Annotated in this window: 22 protein-coding genes and 3 tRNA genes; 24 read left to right on the top strand and 1 reads right to left on the bottom strand. The window is 51.7% G+C overall.

What is annotated here, in order from left to right:
- The first annotated feature begins 247 nt into the window (after positions 1 to 247).
- The 3 genes from C0977_RS04515 to C0977_RS04505 all read left to right on the top strand — a co-directional run bounded on the left by C0977_RS04515 (position 248) and on the right by C0977_RS04505 (position 3406).
- Positions 248 to 868 (top strand): ECF transporter S component, encoded by a 621-nt coding sequence (locus tag C0977_RS04515; protein WP_023052792.1) that lies wholly within the window; start codon positions 248 to 250, stop codon positions 866 to 868.
- 122 nt (positions 869 to 990) lie between these two features.
- Complete coding sequence (thrC, locus tag C0977_RS04510; RefSeq protein WP_101912592.1) at positions 991 to 2505, top strand: threonine synthase; 1515 nt, start codon at positions 991 to 993, stop codon at positions 2503 to 2505.
- A 13-nt stretch (positions 2506 to 2518) separates the two neighbouring features.
- On the top strand, positions 2519 to 3406 hold the full coding sequence (locus tag C0977_RS04505; protein WP_023052776.1) for a DMT family transporter: 888 nt from the start codon (positions 2519 to 2521) through the stop codon (positions 3404 to 3406).
- A gap of 62 nt (positions 3407 to 3468) precedes the next feature.
- Here the strand turns inward: C0977_RS04505 and C0977_RS04500 are convergent, their stop codons facing one another.
- Positions 3469 to 5082, bottom strand: a complete 1614-nt coding sequence (locus C0977_RS04500) for a peptide chain release factor 3 (RefSeq protein ID WP_101912591.1) — start codon at positions 5080 to 5082, stop codon at positions 3469 to 3471.
- A gap of 172 nt (positions 5083 to 5254) precedes the next feature.
- On the opposite strand from C0977_RS04500, the gene mfd reads away from it, so the two are divergent.
- The 21 genes from mfd to C0977_RS04395 all read left to right on the top strand — a co-directional run bounded on the left by mfd (position 5255) and on the right by C0977_RS04395 (position 23408).
- The gene (gene mfd / locus C0977_RS04495) at positions 5255 to 8539 is read left to right on the top strand and encodes a transcription-repair coupling factor (protein WP_101912590.1); all 3285 of its coding nucleotides are present in this window, start codon (positions 5255 to 5257) and stop codon (positions 8537 to 8539) included.
- Positions 8532 to 10121 carry a putative polysaccharide biosynthesis protein gene (locus tag C0977_RS04490; protein ID WP_101912589.1) on the top strand — a complete coding sequence of 530 codons (1590 nt, stop codon included), beginning with the start codon at positions 8532 to 8534 and terminating at the stop codon, positions 10119 to 10121. Before mfd ends, C0977_RS04490 begins: the two co-directional genes overlap by 8 nt.
- A 15-nt stretch (positions 10122 to 10136) precedes the next feature.
- Complete coding sequence (gene mazG, locus C0977_RS11250; RefSeq protein ID WP_023052782.1) at positions 10137 to 11594, top strand: nucleoside triphosphate pyrophosphohydrolase; 1458 nt, start codon at positions 10137 to 10139, stop codon at positions 11592 to 11594.
- 49 nt (positions 11595 to 11643) lie between these two features.
- On the top strand, positions 11644 to 11925 hold the full coding sequence (locus C0977_RS04480; RefSeq protein WP_023052866.1) for an HU family DNA-binding protein: 282 nt from the start codon (positions 11644 to 11646) through the stop codon (positions 11923 to 11925).
- Positions 11926 to 12024: 99 nt separating this feature from the next.
- The gene (locus C0977_RS04475) at positions 12025 to 13182 is read left to right on the top strand and encodes an MGDG synthase family glycosyltransferase (RefSeq protein WP_101912588.1); all 1158 of its coding nucleotides are present in this window, start codon (positions 12025 to 12027) and stop codon (positions 13180 to 13182) included.
- Between the two features lie 60 nt (positions 13183 to 13242).
- Positions 13243 to 14535, top strand: coding sequence for a divergent polysaccharide deacetylase family protein (locus C0977_RS04470; protein ID WP_101912587.1), 1293 nt, complete (start codon positions 13243 to 13245; stop codon positions 14533 to 14535).
- Positions 14536 to 14564: 29 nt separating this feature from the next.
- Positions 14565 to 15332, top strand: coding sequence for a TSUP family transporter (locus C0977_RS04465; RefSeq protein ID WP_101912721.1), 768 nt, complete (start codon positions 14565 to 14567; stop codon positions 15330 to 15332).
- A gap of 17 nt (positions 15333 to 15349) precedes the next feature.
- Positions 15350 to 16090, top strand: coding sequence for an SDR family NAD(P)-dependent oxidoreductase (locus C0977_RS04460; RefSeq protein WP_023052814.1), 741 nt, complete (start codon positions 15350 to 15352; stop codon positions 16088 to 16090).
- A gap of 73 nt (positions 16091 to 16163) precedes the next feature.
- Positions 16164 to 16997: a hypothetical protein gene (locus C0977_RS04455; RefSeq protein WP_023052919.1), complete on the top strand. Its 834-nt coding sequence runs from the start codon at positions 16164 to 16166 to the stop codon at positions 16995 to 16997.
- Positions 16998 to 17015: 18 nt separating this feature from the next.
- On the top strand, positions 17016 to 17354 hold the full coding sequence (locus C0977_RS04450; protein ID WP_023052850.1) for a YkvA family protein: 339 nt from the start codon (positions 17016 to 17018) through the stop codon (positions 17352 to 17354).
- Between the two features lie 159 nt (positions 17355 to 17513).
- Complete coding sequence (locus tag C0977_RS04445; protein WP_023052813.1) at positions 17514 to 17960, top strand: acyl-CoA thioesterase; 447 nt, start codon at positions 17514 to 17516, stop codon at positions 17958 to 17960.
- Positions 17953 to 18756: a glutamate racemase gene (gene murI, locus C0977_RS04440; protein ID WP_023052797.1), complete on the top strand. Its 804-nt coding sequence runs from the start codon at positions 17953 to 17955 to the stop codon at positions 18754 to 18756. Before C0977_RS04445 ends, murI begins: the two co-directional genes overlap by 8 nt.
- 28 nt (positions 18757 to 18784) lie before the next feature.
- Positions 18785 to 19327 carry a hypothetical protein gene (locus C0977_RS04435; protein WP_101912586.1) on the top strand — a complete coding sequence of 181 codons (543 nt, stop codon included), beginning with the start codon at positions 18785 to 18787 and terminating at the stop codon, positions 19325 to 19327.
- A gap of 13 nt (positions 19328 to 19340) precedes the next feature.
- Positions 19341 to 20009, top strand: coding sequence for a coenzyme F420-0:L-glutamate ligase (locus C0977_RS04430; protein ID WP_023052796.1), 669 nt, complete (start codon positions 19341 to 19343; stop codon positions 20007 to 20009).
- Positions 20006 to 20608 carry an XTP/dITP diphosphatase gene (locus C0977_RS04425; protein WP_101912585.1) on the top strand — a complete coding sequence of 201 codons (603 nt, stop codon included), beginning with the start codon at positions 20006 to 20008 and terminating at the stop codon, positions 20606 to 20608. Before C0977_RS04430 ends, C0977_RS04425 begins: the two co-directional genes overlap by 4 nt.
- The gene (locus C0977_RS04420) at positions 20601 to 21092 is read left to right on the top strand and encodes a metallophosphoesterase family protein (RefSeq protein ID WP_101912584.1); all 492 of its coding nucleotides are present in this window, start codon (positions 20601 to 20603) and stop codon (positions 21090 to 21092) included. The genes C0977_RS04425 and C0977_RS04420 overlap by 8 nt, the downstream gene beginning before the upstream one ends.
- Positions 21093 to 21119: 27 nt before the next feature.
- On the top strand, positions 21120 to 21896 hold the full coding sequence (gene speD / locus C0977_RS04415) for an adenosylmethionine decarboxylase (RefSeq protein ID WP_023052894.1): 777 nt from the start codon (positions 21120 to 21122) through the stop codon (positions 21894 to 21896).
- 58 nt (positions 21897 to 21954) lie between these two features.
- Positions 21955 to 22031, top strand: a tRNA-Pro gene (locus C0977_RS04410).
- A gap of 9 nt (positions 22032 to 22040) precedes the next feature.
- A tRNA-Gly gene (locus C0977_RS04405) sits at positions 22041 to 22114 on the top strand.
- Between the two features lie 23 nt (positions 22115 to 22137).
- Positions 22138 to 22214, top strand: a tRNA-Arg gene (locus tag C0977_RS04400).
- A 288-nt stretch (positions 22215 to 22502) separates the two neighbouring features.
- Entirely contained in the window at positions 22503 to 23408 is a 906-nt protein-coding gene (locus C0977_RS04395) for a DMT family transporter (RefSeq protein WP_234987570.1), read from the top strand.
- The last annotated feature ends 118 nt before the right edge of the window (positions 23409 to 23526 follow it).

The following is a 23526-nucleotide window of genomic DNA, read 5'->3' as shown; positions in this document are numbered from 1 at the left end:
CCGTATAGGGAGGCACAGCGTATTATGCTGAAAGAGAATTGATATTCATACCGCAATGCCATGCTTAAAGTATCAGGCAATCTATTGGCAATCCCTTTTATATATGATATACTCACGATGTATTAAATGCAGAAAAGGAATAGACCCGTTTCAGTCGTTATCCGCAGGGAGATGAACTGGAATGCTTTTCTGAAAACACCAATTTATTGCGACTTGTATCTGTACAGGAACAAGAACGGAGGCTACGATGGAAAAGATCAATCAAGTACCGGCACACAGCGGCTTTATGAATGTGCGTCAATTGACAGTGACAGGATTCCTTGCGGCAATCACCATTTTTCTCGGATTGACCGGCTACGGGTTTATCCCTCTTATTGTCATGAATGCGACGATCCTGCATATCCCGACGATTATCGGCAGCATTGCAGGAGGCAGGAAAGTGGGTATCGTCGTTGGATTTATTTTCGGGCTTTTTTCTTTTATCAGGACATTGCAGGCGCCCAGTCTGTTGCTCCTCTTTGCCGTACAGTATAATATCGCCTATGACGCGATTATTTGTATTGTGCCGCGCATACTGTTAGGGCTGGTTGCTTACGAATTGTATCGCCATATGAAAGGGACGGAAACGATCAGGACGGCGGTAACGGCCGTTCTGGCGACTGTCTGTCATACCGTGATGTTTCTCGGCTCCTTTACACTCCTTGTCGGTTCCGCTTATGCCGAAAGTAAGGGCATTCCGCTGATGAACGTCGTTAATATCATGACCGGAATTACCATTGCCAACGGTATTCCGGAGGCTTTGATTTCCGGTGTTATTGTAACCCCGATTATTATTGCGTTGCGTCGGACCGGCATCAAGGTTGATTAGCATAGCTGACTGCGAGATATCCAGCGGATATCTCGCTTTTTTTTTGAGTTGTATTGTGCAGTCGGTTTGATATAATATAAAGATATCATTCAATTGTTGTTACATTTATGAGGAGGTTATTTATGAACTATTGCAGTACCAGATCCGGGGAAACTGTTTCGCCGTCGTATGCTTTGCTTCACGGTTTGGCTGCAGACGGCGGTTTGTATGTGCCTGAAACATTTCCCGAACAAGTTTTATCGTCTGCAACGCTTGACCATAAATCATATCAGGAATTGACAGAATTGGTTCTGTCCTATTTCTTTACCAATTTTACGGCTGCAGAACGGAAGGCGCTGGCTGCGGCTGCTTATAATGCGGATACGTTTCGCGATGCGCGTATTGTGCCGTTGCACTCCCTGGATACGGATGTGACCTTGGCCGAACTCTTTCATGGCCGGACGTTGGCTTTTAAGGATTTGGCGCTGTCCCTGTTTCCCCATTTGCTTACTGCGGCCAGAAGGCAGGAAGGCGAGTGTAAAGACATACTGATTCTGACAGCCACGAGCGGCGATACGGGCAAGGCGGCCCTGGAAGGGTTTAAAGACGTAAAGGGTACGCATATTATGGTGTTTTATCCCAATGACGGAGTCAGTCCCATGCAAGAGCGGCAAATGCGCACGCAAGAAGGGGAAAATGTCCGTGTTGCCGCTATTCAAGGAAATTTCGACGATGCGCAGAGTTTTCTGAAAAGGATTTTCGTCGATAAAGATGTTCGCGATTATGCGGCTGAACGAAATATCCTTTTTTCCAGTGCCAATTCGATCAATATCGGGCGTCTTCTGCCGCAGATTGTTTATTATGCCGCAACGTATGCATCGCTGATGGAAAACGGTGCCGTTGCTGCCGGAGAAATTGTTGACGTCGTTGTTCCGACCGGGAACTTCGGCAATATTTTGGCCGGGTATTTTGCCAAAAAGATGGGCGTGCCCATTGGCAAACTGATTTGCGCATCTAATCGCAACAACGTTCTTACGGATTTCTTTAAAAATGGCGTCTATGACATGAACCGCGAATTTTATACGACAGACAGTCCGTCTATGGATATTCTCCTGTCCAGTAATTTTGAACGATTCTTGTACTATGTCGCCGGTGGAGATACACAAAGGGTGGCGGCCTGGGAAGATGAGCTGGCGCGTACGGGGAAGATGGCCGTCAGCGCGGCGGAACTGACCTCGTTGCGGCAGGATTTCGACGGAGACTGGATCGACGATGATGAAACCAGGGCCGTTATCAGCCACGTGTATAACGATTGCGGTTATCTTCTGGATCCGCATACGGCGGTGGCATACGGCGTTTACTTGAACCGACGCAAGCGGGGGTTGACGGAAGGACGGCATACCGTCGTGATGGCAACGGCTCATCCGTATAAATTTCCGCCCGTCATTTGCCGTGCTTTAGCGCTTCCCGAGGCTGCGGATCCCTTCCTTGCCCTGGGGGAAATCAGCGCCGTTACCTCTCTCGGTTTGCCGCAGCCGTTGGCCGATTTGCGGCAAAAAGAGCTCCGCTTCAATCAAACCCTTGAAAAAGAAGAAATGAAAAAAGCCGTGTTGGCTTTTATTGATACGATTTACGAAAAAAACAAACAAAAGGGCTAGAGGTGGAGAAGCGTTGAACAAAGGTGTCGTTTATTCCGTTTTGGCCGCCCTTGCCTTCAGTCTTCAAAATGTGATTGTCAAGGAGCTTTCCGTTACGATGGGGACCGGCGAGATCGCGTTTTTCAGAGGATTTCTCAGTGCGCTGCTGCTCATTGGGATCATGAAGGCGCAACATATTCATTTGTCTCACGAAGATCGTCCGGCATTGGTATTTCGAGGTATCGCCGGCGGTATCGGCATGGTTTGCATTTTTTACGGCCTGCGCGGGATGCCGTTGGCCGATGTTTCCATCTTGTCACAGTTGTCGGCATTTTTTGTCATGATCTTTGCCGTCGTTTTTTTGAAGGAATCCCTGCCGAAGGGGGCGGTCATACCGCTCTTCGTTATTATTTTCGGGGCTTGTTTGGTCGTGCGGCCGTGGAATTTTTCTTCCTTTAATAGCTATTCGCTCTTCGTTTTGGCGCAGGCCGTGTTTGCCGCCGCAGCCTATACGACAGTCAGCAAGCTGACCCGTTCGGGGCGTCATCATCAGGACGAGATCGTTCTGTATTTTCTTGTTTGTGCCGCCATTTCCGGGCTCGCTCTTATGGGAACGGATTTTATTATGCCTGACGGGAGAGAATGGTTCCTTTATGTTCTGCTCGGCATCATTACCATTGCCGCTCAAATTTGGATGACCGATTCCTATACCTACGGGAATCCTGTCGTCGTCAGCTTTGTCGCCTATATCGGCGTTTTTTTCAACGCCTTGTGGGGGTTCGTTATCTTTGATGAAATGCTGACGCTGCTTACTTTAAGCGGCGGCCTTCTCATCATCGGCGGCTCCATGTATCTGACGAAGCTGAAACATGACCGCGTTGTCAGGCTGTCGGCCGTGCGCAGCAGAACGGAGAAAAAATAACGTGTTCCCATGTTATGTAAAACGAAGAAGCACTCTTCGCGTTTTGCGGAGAGTGCTTTTGATTATTCCATCAATGTTGCCGGCAGGGCGAGTTCGTCCGGTGTCGCACAGAAATGAAAGTCCGGATTGCGTTCAATAATCCAATTGGCTTGCCACTCATTAGTGATCAGCAGGACGACGCGTTGTTTGTGATCTTTAACGATCATGGCGCTGTCGATATTTTTCAGGTGCTCATATGTCTGACTGTCCGATTCGATCCAACGGGCGATGGAGTAGGGCAGCGTGTTCATTTCCAGATCGACGCCGTATTCGTGTTTCAATCTGTATTCCAATACTTCAAACTGCAGTTGGCCGACGGCGCCGACAATATAGCTTTCCATGGAGCCCAGGTTTTCGTAGATCTGGACTGCTCCTTCCTGGGCCAGCTGCGTCATGCCTTTCAGAAATTGTTTTCGTTTCATCGAATCCTTGGCGCGGATACGAGCGAACAACTCCGGCGGGAACGTCGGGAAGTCGGCGAAGGTGACGGTCTTCTTGTCTGAAAAAAGCGTATCGCCGACGCCGAGATTGCCGCTGTCGAAAACGCCGATGATATCACCCGGATAAGCATCCTCGATGATCGTCCGCTCTGTTGCCAAAAATTGCTGCGGCTGCATGAGTCGCAAGGTTTTTCCCGATTGGCGGTGCGTCACGGTCATTCCCTTTTCGAATTTTCCGGAACAAATGCGCATAAAGACGATGCGGTCGTGGTGTTGCGGATTCATGTTGGCCTGAATTTTGAACACGAATGACGTAAATTGCTCTGCATCCGGTAAAACCGTACCTTCAAGGCACTTGCGCGGCTGCGGTTGCGGCGCCAGCTCTAAAAATTTATCCAAAAAAGGCTTGACGCCGAAATTGGTCATTGCCGAACCGAAAAACATCGGTGTCAGCGTACCGTTTTTTACTTTTTCCATATCGAAATCGTCGCCTGCTTCGTCGAGCAGTTCAATATCGTCAATGAGCGACTGGTGGACGTCTTCATCCAATAAGTCGCTGAAAAGAGGATCCGCGGTGGAACCTTTTGTCGAAGCAAGCTTGTGTTGACCGTGAGACGTGTCCTTTTCGAACAGTTCGATCGAAGCGGCATTTCGATCGTAAATGCCCTGATAATTGCCGTTGATGCCGATCGGCCAATTCATCGGATAGGCCCGGATGCCGAGAATATCTTCTATTTCGGACAGCAAATCGAAGGGATTGCGGCCGAAATGGTCAATCTTATTGACGAACGTAAAAATGGGAATGCCCCGTTCTTTGCAGACGCGGAACAGCTTTTTCGTCTGTGCTTCGACGCCCTTGGCAACGTCGATGAGCATGACGGCGCTGTCGGCAGCCATCAACGTGCGGTATGTATCTTCACTGAAGTCCTGGTGTCCGGGGGTATCGAGTATATTGATGTGATGCCCTTCATAGTCAAACTGCAATACGGAACTGGTAACGGAAATGCCACGCTGTTTTTCGATTTCCATCCAATCGGAAACGGCGTGTTTTGTCGTTTTTCTGGCTTTTACGGAGCCTGCCAGATGAATGGCGCCGCCGTAAAGCAGCAATTTTTCCGTGAGTGTCGTCTTGCCGGCGTCGGGGTGAGAAATGATGGCAAAAGTACGACGGCTGTTTACTTCCTCTATCAGTGACATTCAAATACCTCGTTTTCGTAATAAAATAAAATCAATATTGATTATATAGGGTTTTACTTCATTGCGCAAGCAAATCGCATTGTGGTATAATCGTTCAGACAGATGAATACCATACGGATGCAAAAGGGCTTTAGATTTCCTAAAGCCCCCTTTGTTGTGAGGTTAAAAACGGATGAATCATTTATTTTCCTTCCTGGAAACGGATGACAGTATACGCAGCGGCGCTGCGTTTTTTGCGAAACCGGGGCGGTACGGCGTTTACGGTCTCGGCGGTTCAGTCAAAGCTGCTTTTGCGGCCTGCGGCATTGCCGCTGCTCCTGCTCATTTGCTTATCGTTGCGGCAACGAAAGAACAGGTGGCGGCATGGCATACGGATCTGCGCTTTTTTGCTGCCGGCCGGGAGATATACGAGTTTCCCTTCGGCGACAGAGCTTCCTTTCATACGACTGCCAGGAGCATGGAACGGGCAGCGCTGCAAATGGAAATATTGGGTCGCCTTCGCGGAGAGAAGCCGATCATCGTTCTGGCATCTGCAGAGGAAGCGGCGCAGTATATCGTCGGGCCGCAGCAGATCGACAGCAGTGCCGTCGCTCTCCGGGTCGGGGCTGAATATGACCGGGAGAAGCTGTTGACGGATCTGGTTGCCGATGGATATGAACGCGTCGACATGGTGGAGCGGCGCGGTCATTTTTCGGTTCGCGGCGATATTATCGATATCTATGCGGTCAATTACGAAGAACCGCTGCGCTTTGCCTTTTTCGGAGACGGACTTGAAAGCATCCGCCCCTTCGACCCGATCAGTCAGACTTCTGTCGGCACTCTTTCGTCTGTGCGTATTTTGCCGTTGTCATTGGCTGCTGACGGCGGTGAATACACACTGCTTGATTACGCGGCTAACGGCGTCATTATCTGGGACGAAGCGAACCGGATTCGCGAAGCGTTAAAAAAGAGTCTCGGCGAAACGGCGGAGTACGGCCGCCAGCTGGCGCCGTGGCGCACGTGGGCAGGCAAAAATCGGCAGGGGACGGAGATTGTCCTTTCCTTGTTGTCTCAGGCTGCTGCGGAACTGGCGCCGCAGGCAGTGACGAGCTTTACGGCAAAAATCGTTGCTACATTTCAAAAACAATTCAATCTCCTTGCCGATGAGCTGCATGAATGGCTGCAGAAGGAATACAGCGTCATCTTCGTCATGACCGGCCGTGACCGGTCCCGATCGCTTGCGGCCTGGCTGCGGCAGTGCGGCTTGGCCTATAAGGAACTCGACGGGCAGATTGAAGTGACCGGTCCCGGCATGTATATCGTCAGCGGTGAAATCGGCAACGGGTTCGAACTTCCTTATGCCAAAACGGTATTCGTTGCTGAACGTGACGTTTACGGCATGCAGAAAAAACGGCTGCGGCGTCATTTCGGCAAAGCACAGGAAATCAGCGCATTTACCGATTTGAAGAGCGGCGACTATGTCGTTCACGAAATGCACGGCATCGGTCGTTATCTCGGGATCAAGACGATCGCCGTTAACGGTGTTCATAAAGATTATCTGGAGATTCACTATGCCGGACAGGATGTCCTGTATGTGCCGACAGACCAGCTTGAGCTGTTGCAGCGATATATCGGCAATGAAGGCGATACGCCGAAGCTGCACCGTATGGGTGGCAGCGATTGGCAGAAAGCGCGTTCGAAAGCGCAAAAATCGATTGACGATCTGGCGGAAAAGCTGGTGGCCCTTTATGCTAAACGGGAGGTCGTAGAAGGGTTTGCTTTTCCGCCGGACACGCCGTTTCAACAGGAATTCGAGGAAGCGTTTCCTTATGAAGAGACGCAGGATCAATTGAAGGCCGTTCAGGAGATCAAGACGGCCATGGAAGCACCGGCGCCGATGGATTGTCTTGTCTGCGGCGATGTCGGTTTCGGCAAGACGGAAGTCGCCATCCGCGCCGTTTTCAAGGCCGTTATGGGCGGCAAGCAGGTTGCTGTGCTGGTTCCGACGACGGTGCTGGCGCAGCAGCATTTTAAGACGTTTACCGAACGGTTCCGCAGCTTCGGCGTTCAATGTGAAGTACTCAATCGTTTCCGTTCGTATAAAGAGCGGAAATCGATTCTGGCCCGTACCGCAGACGGCGCCGTCGATGTCCTCATCGGAACGCACAGCATTTTGAACAAAAATGTGCAATTTAAAAACCTCGGCCTTCTCGTCGTTGACGAAGAGCAGCGGTTCGGCGTTGCCCAAAAAGAGAAGTGGAAGGCCTGGTCTGCGCACATCGACGTGCTTACGCTAAGTGCGACGCCTATTCCGCGAACACTGCATATGTCGCTTGTCCACTTGCGGCAGATGTGCATCATCGATACGGCGCCGATCGACCGTTTTCCGGTACAGACATATGTGACCGAGTACGATGCCCGTATTGTCCGCGATGCCGTTATGCGTGAAAAGAGACGGGGCGGGCAAGTCTTTTTCGTTTATAACCGCGTCGCCTCGATTGACCGCATGCGTCTCGAACTGGAAGCGCTGTTGCCGGATATCGCTGTCGGTACGGCGCACGGACAGATGACTGGTCCGCTGCTGGAACAGACAATGTTCGATTTTTATGAAGGAAAATACGATGTCCTCCTGTGCACGAGTTTGATCGAAAACGGCTTGGATATTGCCAACGCCAATACGATCATCATCTACGATGCCGACAGGCTCGGTCTTTCGCAGCTTTACCAGATGCGCGGCCGCGTCGGACGAAGTCACCGGATGGCGTATGCCTATTTTCTTTACCGTCGTAACAAGGTTTTATCGGAAGTGGCGGAAAAACGTTTGCAGGCGATAAAAGAATTTACCGAAATGGGCTCGGGCTTTAAAATTGCCATGCGCGATCTGGAGATCCGCGGCGCCGGCAATCTGCTGGGACGGGAACAACACGGTAATATAGCCAGTGTCGGTTTTGCCATGTACTGTACGATGCTGGAAGAGGCCATCGCCAAAGTGCGGCATGCGGAGCGGCGGGAAAAGCCTGTGCTGCATACGGTCTTCGAAGTTCATGTCGATGCGTTCATCGATGCCGCCTATATTGAAAACGGCGGCCAGAAGATCGAAATGTACCAGCGGTTGGCACTGGTCAGAAATACAGACGAGTTGGCGGCGTTGAAAAAAGAACTGATCGACCGCTATGGCAAACCGACGCGTCCGGTAGCGACGCTTCTGTTCGCTACGCGGCTGCGTCTGCAAGGACGCTCTCTGGGCCTGGTTTATATCGGTCAAAAAGCGGAATACATCGAACTGAAATGGCAGGAGGTAGCGGTTATGCCGCCGGCAGCTGCGTTGGAACCGGTTCTGCGGCGCCGTTGCCGTCCCGTTCCGGGCATTCCGACACTGCTGCGGTTTTCGCTGAAGAATATCCCCGATGTATTGACTTATATTGAATACATTTTTCAAGGCTTTGAGAAAGTAAGAAAGGAGAGGTCCTTTGCGTAAGACATCTTTTTTGCGAGGCGCCATGATCCTGACTGTTGCCGGCGTTGTTGTCAAAATGCTGGGCGGCGTCAACCGGATACTCCTGTCGCGTATTCTCGGCGGTGAAGGCATCGGTCTTTATCAAATGGCCTATCCGCTTTACATTTTGCTGCTGAGTATTGCCGGCGCCGGCATTCCTATTGCCGTGTCGATCCTTGTCGCCGAGAAAGCGTCGCAAAGCGCATACGGAGAAGGACGGCGGATACTGAAGATAGCGCTGTTGGCATTGGGCGGCTGCGGCGTCTTGTTGGCTGCCGCCATGATTCCTGCCGCCTCCATTCTCGTCTCTGCCGGTATCGTCAGCGACGGTCGTGTCCAGCTCTCCCTCGCCGTTTTGGCGCCGGCGCTGGCCATTTCGATCGTTACCTGCTGCTTTCGCGGTTACTTTCAGGGGCTACAGCTGATGACGCCGACTGCCGTGTCGCAAATGTGCGACCAGTTCATCCGTGTTTGCGTCATGCTTTCCCTGGCTTTTCTGCTGTTTCCGTCGGGACTGGAGAAGGCTGCCGCTGGCGCCGCTTTTGGCGCCGTTCCGGGTGCTGCGGCCGGGTTGGCCGTTATGCTTTTTTTCTATTTTCGCCATTTGCGTGCGGCGGAATATGCCGCTTTGTCTAACGGTGCGGCAGCGCGGGAATCGTCTTTGCATATCGTGCGGCGGCTGCTGACCTTGGCGATTCCCGTTGCGGCGGCCAACATGCTCTTGCCGGCAGTAGCCAGTATCGATCTTTTTATCGTGCCGCACCGCTTGACTGAAGCCGGCTATACCATTTCGGAAGCGACGACGCACTTCGGGTATTTGAGCGGTATGGCCAACGGCCTGATCCAGTTGCCGGCAATTTTGACGATCGCGTTGTCCACGAGCCTGGTGCCGGCCGTGTCGGCGGCGTATACCGGCGGTACGCGGAGCGACGTGCTGCGACGGACTCATGCCGCCATGGCCATTGCCAACTTGATTACAGTCCCTTCTTTTTTCGGCCTTGCCGTACTGGCGACGCCCATTTCACGACTGTTATATGGGACGGCTGCCGCCGGTCCCGCTATTTGCGTTCTTTCTTTGGCCGCTTTTCTGATCGGTGTACAGCAGGTGACGAGCGGCCTTTTGCAGGGGATCGGCAAGGCCTGTGTGCCCTTGTACTGCATTCTGGTTGCAGCGGTGCTGAAAATCGGATTGAGCTGGTACCTGACCGCGCTCCCCTGGCTCGGGGAAGAAGGGGCCGCATGGGCGACCAATGCGGATTTAGCTGTTGCCGCCGCTTTGAATCTCTGGTTTGCCGGCCGTTATGTCGCCTATCGAATGGATTGGCTGCACTTGGGGAAAATATTTCTGTCCGCTGCGGCCATGGCGGGAACGGCATGGATCGTTTCGGAAATATCCGGACCGCTTTTGCCGGATACGGCGGCAACACTTTTGGCCATCGGCACGGCGGCAGTCGTTTATCTTGTCAGCCTATTGGCCTTTCGCGCCGTCGACAGTGAACTGGTCGGAAAAATACCTGTTGTCGGCGCCAAGTTGAAGAACGTATCGGACCATTTAAGAAAATAAGGGGGAAATGCAGATATGAAAAAAATACGGATCGTCGGGCTGGGTCCCGGCGATGCGGGGCTGATCACCGTGGCGGCAATGCAGGCGATGCGGGAAGCGCCGTGCCTTTTGCTGCGAACGGCAATTCACCCTTCCGTCACCCGGTTGGATCAGGAGGGGATCCCGTATGAAGCGCTGGATCGTTTTTACGAACAGGGAGATTCCTTTGCGGCGGTCTACGCGGCAATCGTCGAGTATGTTTTGCAGAAAGCGGCCGATACCGATGTCGTCTATGCCGTTCCCGGCAGTCCCGTCGTCGCCGAAAAAACGGTGCAGCTTCTGGAAGCAGCGGGAAATAGAGCAGAGGTAACGGTCGAAGTGTTGCCGGGAATGAGTTTTCTGGAAACGTTGTATACACGGCTTCGCCTCGATCCCGTCAATGGCTTGACCGTCATCGACAGCAGCGATATTGCTTCGTTGCTGCCGCCGGCGGCGCCGGTTATCGTCACGCAGATCTATGACAGAAAGGTCGCCTCCGATGTCAAACTGGCCCTCATGGATATATATGGCGACGAATACGAGGCGCTGCTCGTTTATCACATCAGTTTGCCTGATGAAGCGGTCAGGCCTGTCAAGTTGTATGAATTGGACAGGTTGGAAACGATCGATCATTTGACGAGCTTGGTACTGCCGCGGCCGGCCTCACCTTCGCTGCCCTTTGATCTGACGCCCCTTGTCTCCGTCATGGCCCGTCTCCGCGGTGAAGCCGGCTGCCCTTGGGACAAAGCGCAAACCCATAAATCGCTGCGGCGGTATCTGCTGGAAGAAGTGTACGAAATGCTCGATGCCGTTGATGCCGGCGACGATGAAGGCATTTGCGAGGAACTGGGCGATATCCTCTATCAGGTCGTGATTCACGCCCGCATCGGAGAAGAAAGAGGACTTTTTTCGGCACAGGAAATTGTGGATCATGTGACGACAAAGATGATACGCCGTCATCCCCATGTTTTTGGCGAAAAAAGCCTTGAAAATAGTAGCGGTAGTGTGTTAAACTGGGATAGAATTAAGCAGGGAGAGCGCCGTCAGCGGCATCAGCATCTTTTGGACGGAGTCGTCAAGGGAATGCCGGCCTTGCTTGAATCGCTGAAGCTGCAGGAAAAATCGGCGAAAGTCGGTTTTGAATGGCCTGAAGACGCTTCCGTCTGGGACAAGCTCGAAGAAGAGCTGTCGGAATGGCGGGAAGCGTTGGGAGAGAACGATGCAGATCATGCTGAAGAAGAAGCAGGAGATGTATTATTCGTCTTGGCTAATTTATGCAGACGGCATAAAATTGAACCGGAATGTGCGTTACATCGTGCTAACAGTAAGTTCCGCCGTAGGTTTTCTCATGTGGAAGAGTGCGTGTTGCGTTCGCAACGAAAATGGGAAGACTATACACTGGCAGAACTGGATCGTTTCTGGCAGGACGCCAAAGCAATCGAACGCGGTCTATGAGGTTAGCCGGATTATTATATAGATGTAACTAATTAAAGGAGGACTTGTAATGAACAAAACTGAATTGATTGCTAGCGTAGCTCAAAAATCCGATTTGACAAAAAAAGATGCTGAAAAAGCTGTGAAAGCTGTTTTCGAATCGGTCAGCGAAACACTGAAGAAAGGTGATAAGGTTCAGATTATCGGTTTCGGTACTTTTGAAGTCCGTCATCGCAAAGCTCGTGAAGGACGTAATCCGCGCAACAATGAAGTTATCAAGATCAAAGCTTCTAAGACACCGGCGTTTAAGGCTGGCAAACAGCTTAAAGACTTAGTTAACAAGAAAAAATAATTTGTATCTACAAGGGCCGCTGTTCGTTACGGCCCTTTATTTTTCCTGCATATACAGCAGATACAGCGTATCGTTTTCCACATAAGAGAGGTAATAGTGATGGCTAGAAAAAAAGTGCTGATCATGTCTGCCTCCATCGGGACAGGCCACGCACAGGCTGCACGGGCGATAGAAGAATATTTGCGAACCATACCGGAAGAATGTGAAGTTGAGCATTTGGACTTTCTTTCCAATGATTTTCTTTCCTTCGACAATCTGGTCAAGGAAACGTACATTAAAATCCTCGATGTTTTTCCCATTCTCTACGATTTGATGTATTATTCTTCTCAAGGGTATAAGAAAGGTCTGGCGGTAAAGACTCTTATCGCCTGGGGACTTAAACGCCGAATGCTGCGCGTGTTGGCGGACAGGAAACCTGATATTCTCATTTTCACGCACCCTTTTCCCGCCGGGGCGGCAGCTCTTTTAAAGCGGCAGCACCGCTTGTCCGTTCCCCTTGTCGGCGTAATCACGGATTTTGCCATCCATCAGCTTTGGATCTATCCGCAGATCGATCAATATTGCGTCGCCGCGTCGCAGCTGAAAGAAATTTTGATCGGTCAGGGAGTCGACGGCAACCGGGTTTTGGTTTCCGGCATTCCTGTACGCAATACATTTTTACAGCACCGTTGGCAGTGGGATGAACGACATCGCCGCAATCGTAACGTATTGATCATGGGCGGCGGTCTGGGAATGGGTTCGATCAAGGAATCCCTCTCCGTTCTCGACTGCTTGACGGAGATTGATTCTTTTACCGTCGTTACGGGCCATAATGCCGATCTGTTCGATGAGCTGTCGCAGCTGAAGCAGACCATGCGGCACCCTGTGGACGTGTGGGGATACACGAATCAGATAGCGCAGCTGATGGTCAATGCTTCGCTCCTCGTTACCAAGCCGGGCGCTCTGACTTGTACGGAAGCGGCGGCGGCGCAAGTACCGCTCGTCCTGTTCAGTCCCATACCGGGACAGGAAGAGGCAAACGCTTCGTATATGCAGGAAAAAGGCTGCGCCTGCTGGGTAAAGAGCAAGGAGCAGCTGTCTGTTGTTGTTGCCGATTTGTTGGGACACCCCGACAAGTTGCAGCGTCTTTCGGCGGCAGCTCTGAATTGTCGTCGTGACGGCGCGCGGCGTATTGGCCGGCGCGTCATGCAAATGCTCGCGCCCGAAAGGAAATGGCCCGACCGTGCGGAACGGCCTTACTCACAGCCGTCTGTGTGACGTTTCGGATAAGAGCGGTGCAATACCTGCAGGTATTGGCCGCTTTTTTGTTTAGGAGGAATGATGATGAGGCAAAGAAAAAGAGGCGGTTCGCTCAGACCGGCAGCCGTTTTGATCCTGCTGATCGCCCTCTGCATCGGAGCATATTGGCTGCTGAACGGCGGTACGGTGTCAGAAAAGCTGGCCGACACGACGTTTGAAGAATTGCAGGGGCCTGAGGATGACGGAAAAAACGCCGATTATACGAAAGAGTCCGGTGAGATTCAAGCTGCAGTGACGGCCTGGCTGAAGTCGCAGGGGTATACGGCGGAAACGTTGCAGACCGAAGATCGGGAGGCGGCGCGGCGGCAGACGGGCGGCAAGATTCTCTGGACGACGGAAAGTGTCTTTGTTGCGCCGCCGCCGTCATTTTCCAAGGAAGCTTTGGAGCAAGAGTTGGCTAAAAGCGGCGGCAAAGTGACGTTATACCGTACGGAAAGCAAGCAGATCGGCGGCAGCGAGGTGACGGAATACGACATTGCGCTTTTTGACATGTTGGATAAAGAACAGCTCTTTTTAGTCGTAGCTAAGATTTATGTTGCGGCTTCCGGAACGGACAGCGCAGCGGCAAAGGCGGTCAGGGATACGCTCGCGAAGCCGGCGGGAAAGGATGCCGCAAAGAATAAGAGCAGTGCGCCGTCGGCGTCGCCGGTCAAAACGGAAGGCCGTCTGGCCATCGTTATTGATGACTGCGGCAGCAATTTGGGGCTCATTGAAGAGCTGAATGCGTTGCCTGTCAAATTGACTTATGCCGTCATGCCTTTCAAGTCGGCTACGGCGGCAAGCGCCGAAAGCGGTTATCAGGCGGGCCGCCGAATTATCGTTCATTTGCCGATGGAACCGCTGAATGTGGCTTCGTCGGAAGAGATCTTCATTTCCGGCGATATGAGTGACAGCAAAATCAAAGCGACGACGGCCGAACTTCTCGATCAGGTTCCTCATGCCGTCGGCATGAATAATCATCAAGGTTCGGCGGCAACCGCCGACAGCAGGACGATGAAGGCGGTCATGGCCGTTTTGAAGGAACGGGGTCTTTCTTTTCTGGACAGCCGTACGAACAGCGCTTCTGTAGCGGCGCAGACGGCAGAGGCCATGGGCGTTCCGGAGACGCGGAACAACTTGTTTATCGACAATGATGCCGACGTCGGAGCGGTCAAGGAGCGGCTGCGTCAGGCCGGCAGGATCGCCAAGGCCAACGGCAGCGCCGTCGTTATCGGCCATTGCCGGGCGAAGACGATTGCCGCCATTCGGGAAATGATTGATGAATTGCATCATGAAGGAATCGATTTCGTCTTTGTGACGGATCTGATGTAAATGGGGGAAGAAACTTGGAAATTTTTGGTATGACAATGTCTTTGTACACTTTTTTGCTGCTCCTTGGCGGCGGTTTTTTGGCCGGCTTTATCGACTCCATTGCCGGCGGCGGCGGTCTCGTTTCCCTGCCGGTGTTGCTGGCGTCGGGGATGCCCACTCACTTTGCCTTGGGAACGAATAAATTTTCCGCCACCTTTGGCGCCGTCATGAGTGCCTGGCAGTTTTGGCGTGCCGGAAAAGTCGACAGGGCGTTGCTGAAAAAATTACTGCCTTTTACTTTTTTAGGAGCGGCTGCGGGTTGTATGCTTATGGTTTTTCTTTCTGCAGCTCTTTTGCGTCCCATCGTCATCGCCGCCTTGATCGGCACTGCCGTTTTTGTCTTTACGAAACGTGATCTGGGCGTGCAGGTACGGTCGGCCGAAACGATTCGGCACCGCCTTGTCAAGGGGATAGCCGCCGCTTTTCTTATCGGCGCTTACGACGGCTTTGTCGGTCCCGGCACGGGGACATTTCTGATCATGTCTTTTGCCATGCTCGGCTTTGATTTTATCGTTTCAGCCGGGAACGCGAAGGTATTGAATCTGATGAGCAATGCGACTTCTCTCGCCCTGCTTATCTATTGGCGGCAGATCCTTTATTTTCAGGGGCTGGTAATGGCGGCGGCCATCTTCGGCGGCGCCTATTTCGGCTCGCGTCTGGCGATCCGCAGGGGCTCGTCGTTTATTTGGTATGTCATGCTGACGGTGACGACGGTTCTGATCGGTAAATTGCTGCTTGAATACGTCGGAATTCTTTAGAAAGGAAAGGAGCGGGCATGAGAAAAACGGTTCTTATCAGCGGCGGTACGTCCGGCATCGGCTTGGCGGCGGCGGAGATACTGCTGCGGCGGGATTGGCAGGTTGTGCTCAACGGCAGGAACCGGGAGCGGGGAGAAGCGGCGCTGCGCCTTCTTGGCGGCGGCAGCCGCGTCCTGTTTCTTGCCGGTGACATAACGGACGAGGCCGTTTGCACTGCCCTGGCCGACGAGACGGCGGCTCACTTCGGCAGCCTGGACGGTTTGGTGACGGCGGCCGGTTTTTATGATGAAAAACTGTTGGAATCTCTTACGGCGGCAGACATTCAGTCCATGTTTTCCGTCAACGTTTACGGCACCATTTATCTTTGCCGGGCCGCGTTGCCGTATTTGAAACGGCGCGGCGGCGCTGTCGTTACCGTCGCCAGTGACGCGGCGCTGCAGGGAAATGTAGCCTGCTCGCTCTATTGCGCGACAAAAGGCGCCGTCTTGGCTTTTTCCCGTTCGTTGGCGCTGGAGGCAGCGCCGCATCAGGTGCGTGTCAACTGTGTTTGTCCCGGTGATGTCAGGACACCGCTCCTGGCACGACAACTGGCTGCCGATCCGACTTTGACGGAAGCGGATCTGGCTTCGCATTATCCGCTGCTGCGTTTGGCGGAACCGGCTGAAGTGGGAAAAGCCGTCGCCTTTTTGCTCAGTGACGATGCTTCGTTCATAACAGCGGCTTCGCTGCCTGTTGACGGCGGTTTGACAAGCTGGTGAAAACATGGGAAAATATAATAAACACAGATAAACCTTTACCTATGTTCTAGTTCATACAAACGGGGTGGTTCAAATGACCGAAGCAGAATTGGAAGAAATGAAACGATTGCAAGATGAAGTCGCTAAATTGCAGGAAGAGCTGGCTAATGCGAAGACGACGCAGGATGCCGGCGAACAGAGCACGGCGCTGACGGTCTTGGACACGATAGACAAGACGACGACAGATGTCGATCTCAAGGTGGAGACCCTCTGCCGCTGGGCTGCCGCCCGTGCCGGAGCCATCGTTATTGCGCCGCTGTTGGGGACTGTCGCGCTTATGGCTAATGAAGTATACTTGGTCAGTCGTATTGCCAGAGAATATGACGTCAAGTTGACGGAGCGTGCCGTTTTGGCGTTTCTGGGCGCCATGGGCAGCCGCATGGCCGGCAATTTTTTAACGACCCTGATTCCTTTCAGCGCGATCCAAGTGCCTGTTGCCGTCGGCATTACATACAGCCTGGGACGGGTGACGCAGCGTTGGTTGAAGGATGGCATGCCTACGGACATGGCGCCGTATGCCGATATGATGTCCGAATGGAAAGACAAGGCAAGGGAACAGGTTGACAGGCTTCGCGCCAATCCGTTGAAAAACATTCCCCTTGGCGATGAAACGGTCGATTACATGAAGAAATGGGGCAATGCCGCCAAAGATGTCGTTATGGAAGTGAAGGAGAAGGGACAGGAAGCCATTCAGCACGTACGGCATCGGGATACGCTCGTAGAGGACGTTGCTGCCGAAAAGGAGCAGGCCGCCGCCGCAACTGCTGAAAAAGAGGAAGCGGAAAAGGCTGTTGCCGCCGAAGAAAAATCTGTCGAAGAACAGGTTCGCGCAGCTGTCGAAGATGCTAAAATTCCGTTGGATGAGTAATTGAAAAGGTGATACTGTATGGTAAGATGGCTAACCTTTTTTGCTCGTTTTTACACACCTGGAAAATTTATTCTTTTCCTGCGTACGGCAGGTCACAAGATTCATTTTTTGCCGAAGCTGTTAGCGGCGTATTACTGTATGCAGGATAAGGACACGCCGAACTATGTCAGGCTCGTCCTCATGGGAGCGATCGGCTATGCGATTTTACCTTTCGATTTTCTGCCGGATACGATTTTAGGATTCGGTTGGGTTGACGATGCCGCGGTACTGGCAGCAGCCTGGCGTTTTGCCGGCACCTATATCAAGCCGGAACATCGGGAAAAGGTAAAGCGTTTAATTCCCTTTGCAAAGGTGTAAATAATATGACAATTCCAACAGGGCGCGGCAGCGTTCTGTTGGAATTGTTTTGTTTTCTTTTCTCGATTATCGCTGCAACGGCAGTAACAATCAAATTGACAAACACTTTTAAACATCATAAAATTAAATGAATGTCAATTATTTGAGGAGTTATGTAGTATGGTCACCATTACAGAAAAGGTTCGTTTTTACGAAACGGATCTGATGGGTGTAGCCCATCATTCCAATCATATCCGGTGGTTTGAATGCGGCCGGTGCGCTTACTTTGAAGCGGCCGGCGTCGATCTGTTCAAATTGATGGATGAAGGAATTGTCTTTCCTATAAAAAGTGTTTCTTGCAACTATCTCGTTCCGATCCGATTTGCCGACGTCATCCGTATCGAAACCAGACTGATCAAGTTGTCCCGTGCGCAGGTCGTTTTCTCCTACCGCCTTATTCGCGACTATGACGATACGGTTTTGGCCGAAGGAACGACACAGAATGTCTTTACACATCAGGCGAGCGGCAAGATTGCGCGCCTTTCTGACAGCGATTTCCGGCGCTTCCAGAGCATGTATGAAGAGGACAAAAAAGCGGCAGGTAATGGAGGCATGTCCGTTGGATAGAAAGGAACGGCCCATCGGTGTCTTCGATTCCGGCATCGGCGGTTTGACGGTTGTCAATAAGCTGCGGACCCTGTTGCCCTATGAAAATATCATTTATTTGGGGGATACGAAGCGGAATCCTTACGGAACCAGGACGGCTGCGGAGGTCATTGCCTATACGCGGCAGATCCTTCATTTCATGGAGAAAAAAGGGGTAAAACTCGTTGCCATGGGGTGTAATACGGCGACGGCCGTAGCCTATGATACTGTTGTCAAGACGGTACCGTTTCCGTTGATCGGGATGAGCCGCGGTATTCAAACGGCGAAAGAGATCAGCTTAAAGAAACGGATCGGCGTATTTGCAACGCCGTTGACGATCGGCAAGCACATTCATCGTCGGGAAGCCGCCGCTGTCGATCCGACGCTGACGATTATCGAACAGCCGTGTCCGCCTCTTGCCGGTTTGATCGAGCGGGGAATCGTTTCCGGTCCGGAGATTATGGACGCGCTCAAAGAATACACAGCTCCCGTTCTGGCCGCCGGCGCCGATACGGCTATTTTCGGCTGCACCCATTTCCCTTTTATTCAAAATCTGTTTGAATCGCTTTGCGGCGATGCCGTTGTCTTTGTCGACCCGGCTCATGAAATGGCTCTGCAGACCCTGGATGTCCTGAAAAAGGACGATTTGCTGAAACAAGACGGCAAAGAGGGAGCCTTGCATCTTTATTTCACCGCCGAAGCGGAGCGCGGCGGCAACAGTGCGGCCCATCTGATTCCGCCCCACAAGTTTACAGTAGAAGAAATTTCATTGACCTGATGTATTCATCACAAAGGAGTCCTGCCTCGTGTTGCTGTATCTTATTTTGAACATTGTCATAGCTCTCATCGGTATCGGCGCATTGCTGTATATCCTTTTCCGCATCTATGCCTGGCATCAGGGCGACGCGCATTTCGTCATTGAAGCGCGCCATCGCAAACCGTTTGCCCTTATCAGCCTGACGGGAGATACAGCCGTTTTCGAAACGGAAGTCCCTTTTCGCAACGGCGGTAAACAATTAGGAACGATTATGGATTTTTATCCCCGGACGTTGTTGCCGCGTGAACAATTTGACAAGTGCGTCGTGCAGGCACAATTGGCGAATAAAGATGCGGAGCGGGACGACGGATATTGGGAGTCGGTCATCTATTATCCCGGCAAGGGCGGCAATCTTCGCGTGACCGTCACGCTGATCAGCAAAAATCGTACGATTCGCGAGGATTTGCAGACGTTTCCCGACATGGCTATTGATCTGGTCTACCAAGTCGTGGCGCGCAGCGAATGGTTCATTCACAAAGCCCGCATTACGCTGAAAGCATCGGAAGTAAAACGTGCATTGGAAAATGCGTAGGAGGTAATGTGACATGGCAAATTTGGAATTAATCCCGGTAAAAACGCGCATTCTGACAGATAAAGATGATATTGTGGATGTCATCGAGTCTTATGCGCGGGAACTGGTCGGGCCCGATGATATTATTTGTACGGCCGAAAGCGTCGTGGCTATTACGCAACGCCGTTATACGCGGCCAGAAGAATTGACGCCGTCCTGGCAGGCCCGGCTTATGCGTCGTTTTGTTCCCGGTGAAGGAAGTATGGCCAGCCTGTACGGCATGCAGGCGGCAATGGAGCTTGAGGGTGAATGGAAAATGCTTGTTTGCTTTATCATCGGCTTTATTGCCAAACTTTTCGGTAAGAACGGCGTGTGGTACAAGCTCTGCCGGCAGGCGTCGCTGACTGATGACGTTACCGGCACGATGCCTCCTTTCGACAAATGTATCGTTTATGGTCCTGCCGAACCGGATACGGTGGCGGAACGGATCAAGGAGCGGTTAGGTTGTTACGGGGCTTGTGTGGCTGACGTTAACGATTTGAAGCGGTCCGCCGTGCTCGGACATTCCAAGGGATTGGATCCGAATGAGATCGCCAGGATCCTGATTGATAATCCCTTCGGCAACGCTTCGCAGAAGACGCCGATCGTTATTATCAAAAATTATGCGGCCGTTGCGAAAAAGGCTGCCGGGGCGGATGCATGAAAGGGACGGCTACGATCGTCATGGCGACACATAATGACGGCAAAATCAGAGAGTTTCGAAGTGTGCTGGAACCGCTGGGATATCGTGTCCTTTCTGTCCGGGAGCTCATGCCGTCGCTGGCTGAGCCGGAAGAAACGGGACTGACATTTATGGAGAATGCATCGCTTAAGGCGGCTTATTATATGAAACATACGGGATTGCCTTGTCTGGCTGACGACTCGGGACTTATCGTCGATGCATTGGACGGCAGGCCCGGTGTTTTTTCGGCCCGATATGCCGGAGAAGACTGCGATGATGAAAAAAACAACCGGAAGTTGATTCGCGAATTGGCCCATGTTCCTTACGAGAAGCGGACTGCTTCGTATGCCTGCGTTCTCGTTCTGATCCGTCCTGACGGCAGCAAAGAAACGGCGGAAGGACGGTGCGATGGCATCGTGCGTGACGTTTATGCCGGCGCCGGCGGTTTCGGTTATGATCCCTTGTTTTATCTTCCCCAATTAGGAAAAACGATGGCGGAACTGTCCTTGGCAGAAAAAAATCAGATCAGTCATCGCGGCCGGGCGCTGCGGCAATTGGCGGACCGCCTGAGTCATGAATGACATTCGGGTCGGCTTGGTAAGTGACAGTCACGGACATTTTGCGGCACTGGAAAAAATGACGGCAGCAGTGCCTGCTGTTGACGCTTGGATCCATTGCGGGGATTACTGTGAAGACGCAGACGATCTGGCTGTTTATACGGACCGTCCGGTCTATGTTGTCCGCGGCAATAATGATTACTTGGCGCCGGCGTCGGTTCCGGAGTACGGCGTCGTTTCCTTCGGCGATGTGCCCATCGTTGCCGTTCATGGCCATCAGTGGTACGGTGCGGAGCGAATGAAAGGACTGTTGGCCTTAGGAGAAGAGAAAAAAGCTTTGTTAGTAGTTTTCGGTCATACCCATCGGCGGTTCATGACTGAACAGCACGGCATAACGCTCGTCAATCCCGGGAGTGTCGCATTGCCGCGCGACGGATGTCGCGGCACCTTCGCCGTTGCCCTTTGTGCAGACGGTATCTTGAAAGATATCCGATTTTATGAAATTTGATCCTATTGGCAGAGGTACGATGTTACGATGACAGTGAAAAAGAATAAACTAAAGCTCTATGGTTTTAATAATTTGACGAAAACGTTGAGTTTCAATATTTATGATATTTGTTACGCCGATACGGAAGAAGCGCGGCGGCATTACATTGAATATATTGACGAAGAATACAATGCACAGCGCTTGACGGAAATATTGAAGCAAGTTGCTTCCATTATCGGCGCAAATATTTTGAACATTGCCAGTCAGGATTATGATCCGCAGGGAGCCAGCGTCACAATACTTATTTCTGAAGAAGAAATGAAAGAAAGTGATGCCGATGTCGTCTGTCATCTCGATAAAAGTCATTTGACGGTGCATACTTATCCCGAAAGCCATCCGCAAAAAGGCGTGACGACCTTCCGTGCCGATATAGATGTATCCACCTGCGGTCGCATATCGCCCCTCAATGCATTGAATTTTCTCCTCGACAGCTTTGACTCTGATATCGTTACCCTTGATTATCGTGTCCGCGGGTTTACACGTGATCTGACGGGGAAAAAGTTATTTATTGATCACCGCATTAATTCTATTCAGAATTATATTGCGCCGAAGACGCGCAATCGTTACAATATGGTAGATGTCAATGTTTACCAGGAACATATCTTTCATACGAAGATGATCTTGAATGAATTTGACTTAAATAACTACCTGTTCAACACGACAGCCGATGCGTTGACGGAAAAAGACCGCAGGCTGATCAGGCAACAGCTGCGGCAGGAAATGATCGAAATTTTTAACGGCCGTAACATGCCGTCAATTCGTTAAAAAAGCACTTTTCTCAGTTGACAAACAGTGATGACGTTGGTATAATTTATACCGTTGACGGGGCATAGCGCAGTTTGGTAGCGCACCTGGCTTGGGACCAGGGGGTCGCAGGTTCAAATCCTGCTGCTCCGACCACTGTCGCATGCGGGTGTAGCTCAATGGTAGAGCGCCAGCCTTCCAAGCTGGTTACGTGGGTTCGATTCCCATCACCCGCTCCATTTTTTATTACAACCTCGTCTTTGACTCAGTAGCTCAGCTGGATAGAGCAACAGCCTTCTAAGCTGTGGGTCTAGGGTTCGAATCCCTACTGGGTCACCATCAGCATACAAGCGGTCTTTCCTTATGGAGAGGCCGTTTTTTTGTTAATTGGGGCGTCTGTTTTCGTCGTGGTGACGTAAACATTTTCTCCGGTCATGGAGAGGGGAACCGTCGGCAGCGACGGGAAAAGGGCAGTTGCACGCAAGGTTTTGTGTTGGCGCTTATAGCAATAAATGAATTTTGTTCTTAAAAAACAGGGTGACGACAGTAGAGGAAAAACTGACGGTTGCAGTTCAACAGTCGTTGGCGTATACTGTAAAGCGTATTGGAAAACAGGAGGTATGCAAAATGTCATCAAAAACAGGTATCCTTTGCATCGTCTTGACAGCCATAGCCTTTGGGACGATGGAAATAGCGCTAAAAATCGCAGGAACGGCGTTTACGCCTTTTCAGCTGACTTTTCTTCGCTTTCTTGTCGGCGGGTTGCTGCTTTTGCCGCTTGCTGTGCGCGATGTGCGGCAGCGAGGCATTCGCCTGAATAAGGGGGACTGGATGTATCTGGCCGTTTTGGGACTGGTAAATGTTTGCTTCAGCATGATCCTGTTTCAAATCGGCGTCAACATGGCCAATGCAGGGTTGGCGGCCATCGTCTTCTCCAGCAACCCGGTTTTTGTCATGATCTTTTCTTATTTTATCATTCATGAAGCCTTTACGAGGAGAAAGGCGATTACCCTTGTGCTCAGTTTGGCAGGACTGATCATTGTCGCCGATCCTGTCGCCATCGTGAGGAGCGGCAATTTCGGACTCTGCGTTTCTGCTGCCGCCGCCGTAGTATTCGCTTTATACACGACTCTCGGCAAATTGCGTATCGAAAAATTGGGCGGCAACGTGGAAAACGCCTTCAGCTTTCTTATTGGATGCGCCTTTTTGTTGGTTTTCTTGCACATTCACGGCGATCCTGTTTTTGGCGGAATTAATTCACAGACGATCTGGTCACTTTTATATTGTTCCCTTGTCGTTACCGGTTTCGGCTATCTGTGCTTCATGAAGGCCATCGAACTGACTGGGCCGTCGAATGCGTCGTTTGCGTTCTTCCTCAAACCCGTTATTGCTCTTGTTCTCTCTGCCGTGATTTTATCCGAGCCGATTACGTGCGGCGCCGTTATCGGTTTGCTGTTGATACTGATCGGCTGTACGATGGCCGGCCCTATTGAGCGGATTCTTTTTCCGAAAAAGGTGCGGGATGGGCAATAGCCTGTCGCAATGATTGCGGCAGCGGCTGCCGAAAAATAACACGCATGGTCTACATAGTTATATCGTTTACCCATTAAGAAGGCACCGTATGCAATGATACGGTGCCTTCGGCGCATAT

The organism is Megasphaera vaginalis (ex Bordigoni et al. 2020) (assembly GCF_900240295.1).
Taxonomy (GTDB): domain Bacteria; phylum Bacillota; class Negativicutes; order Veillonellales; family Megasphaeraceae; genus Megasphaera; species Megasphaera vaginalis.
This window is presented reverse-complemented; position numbering and strand designations above follow the sequence as displayed.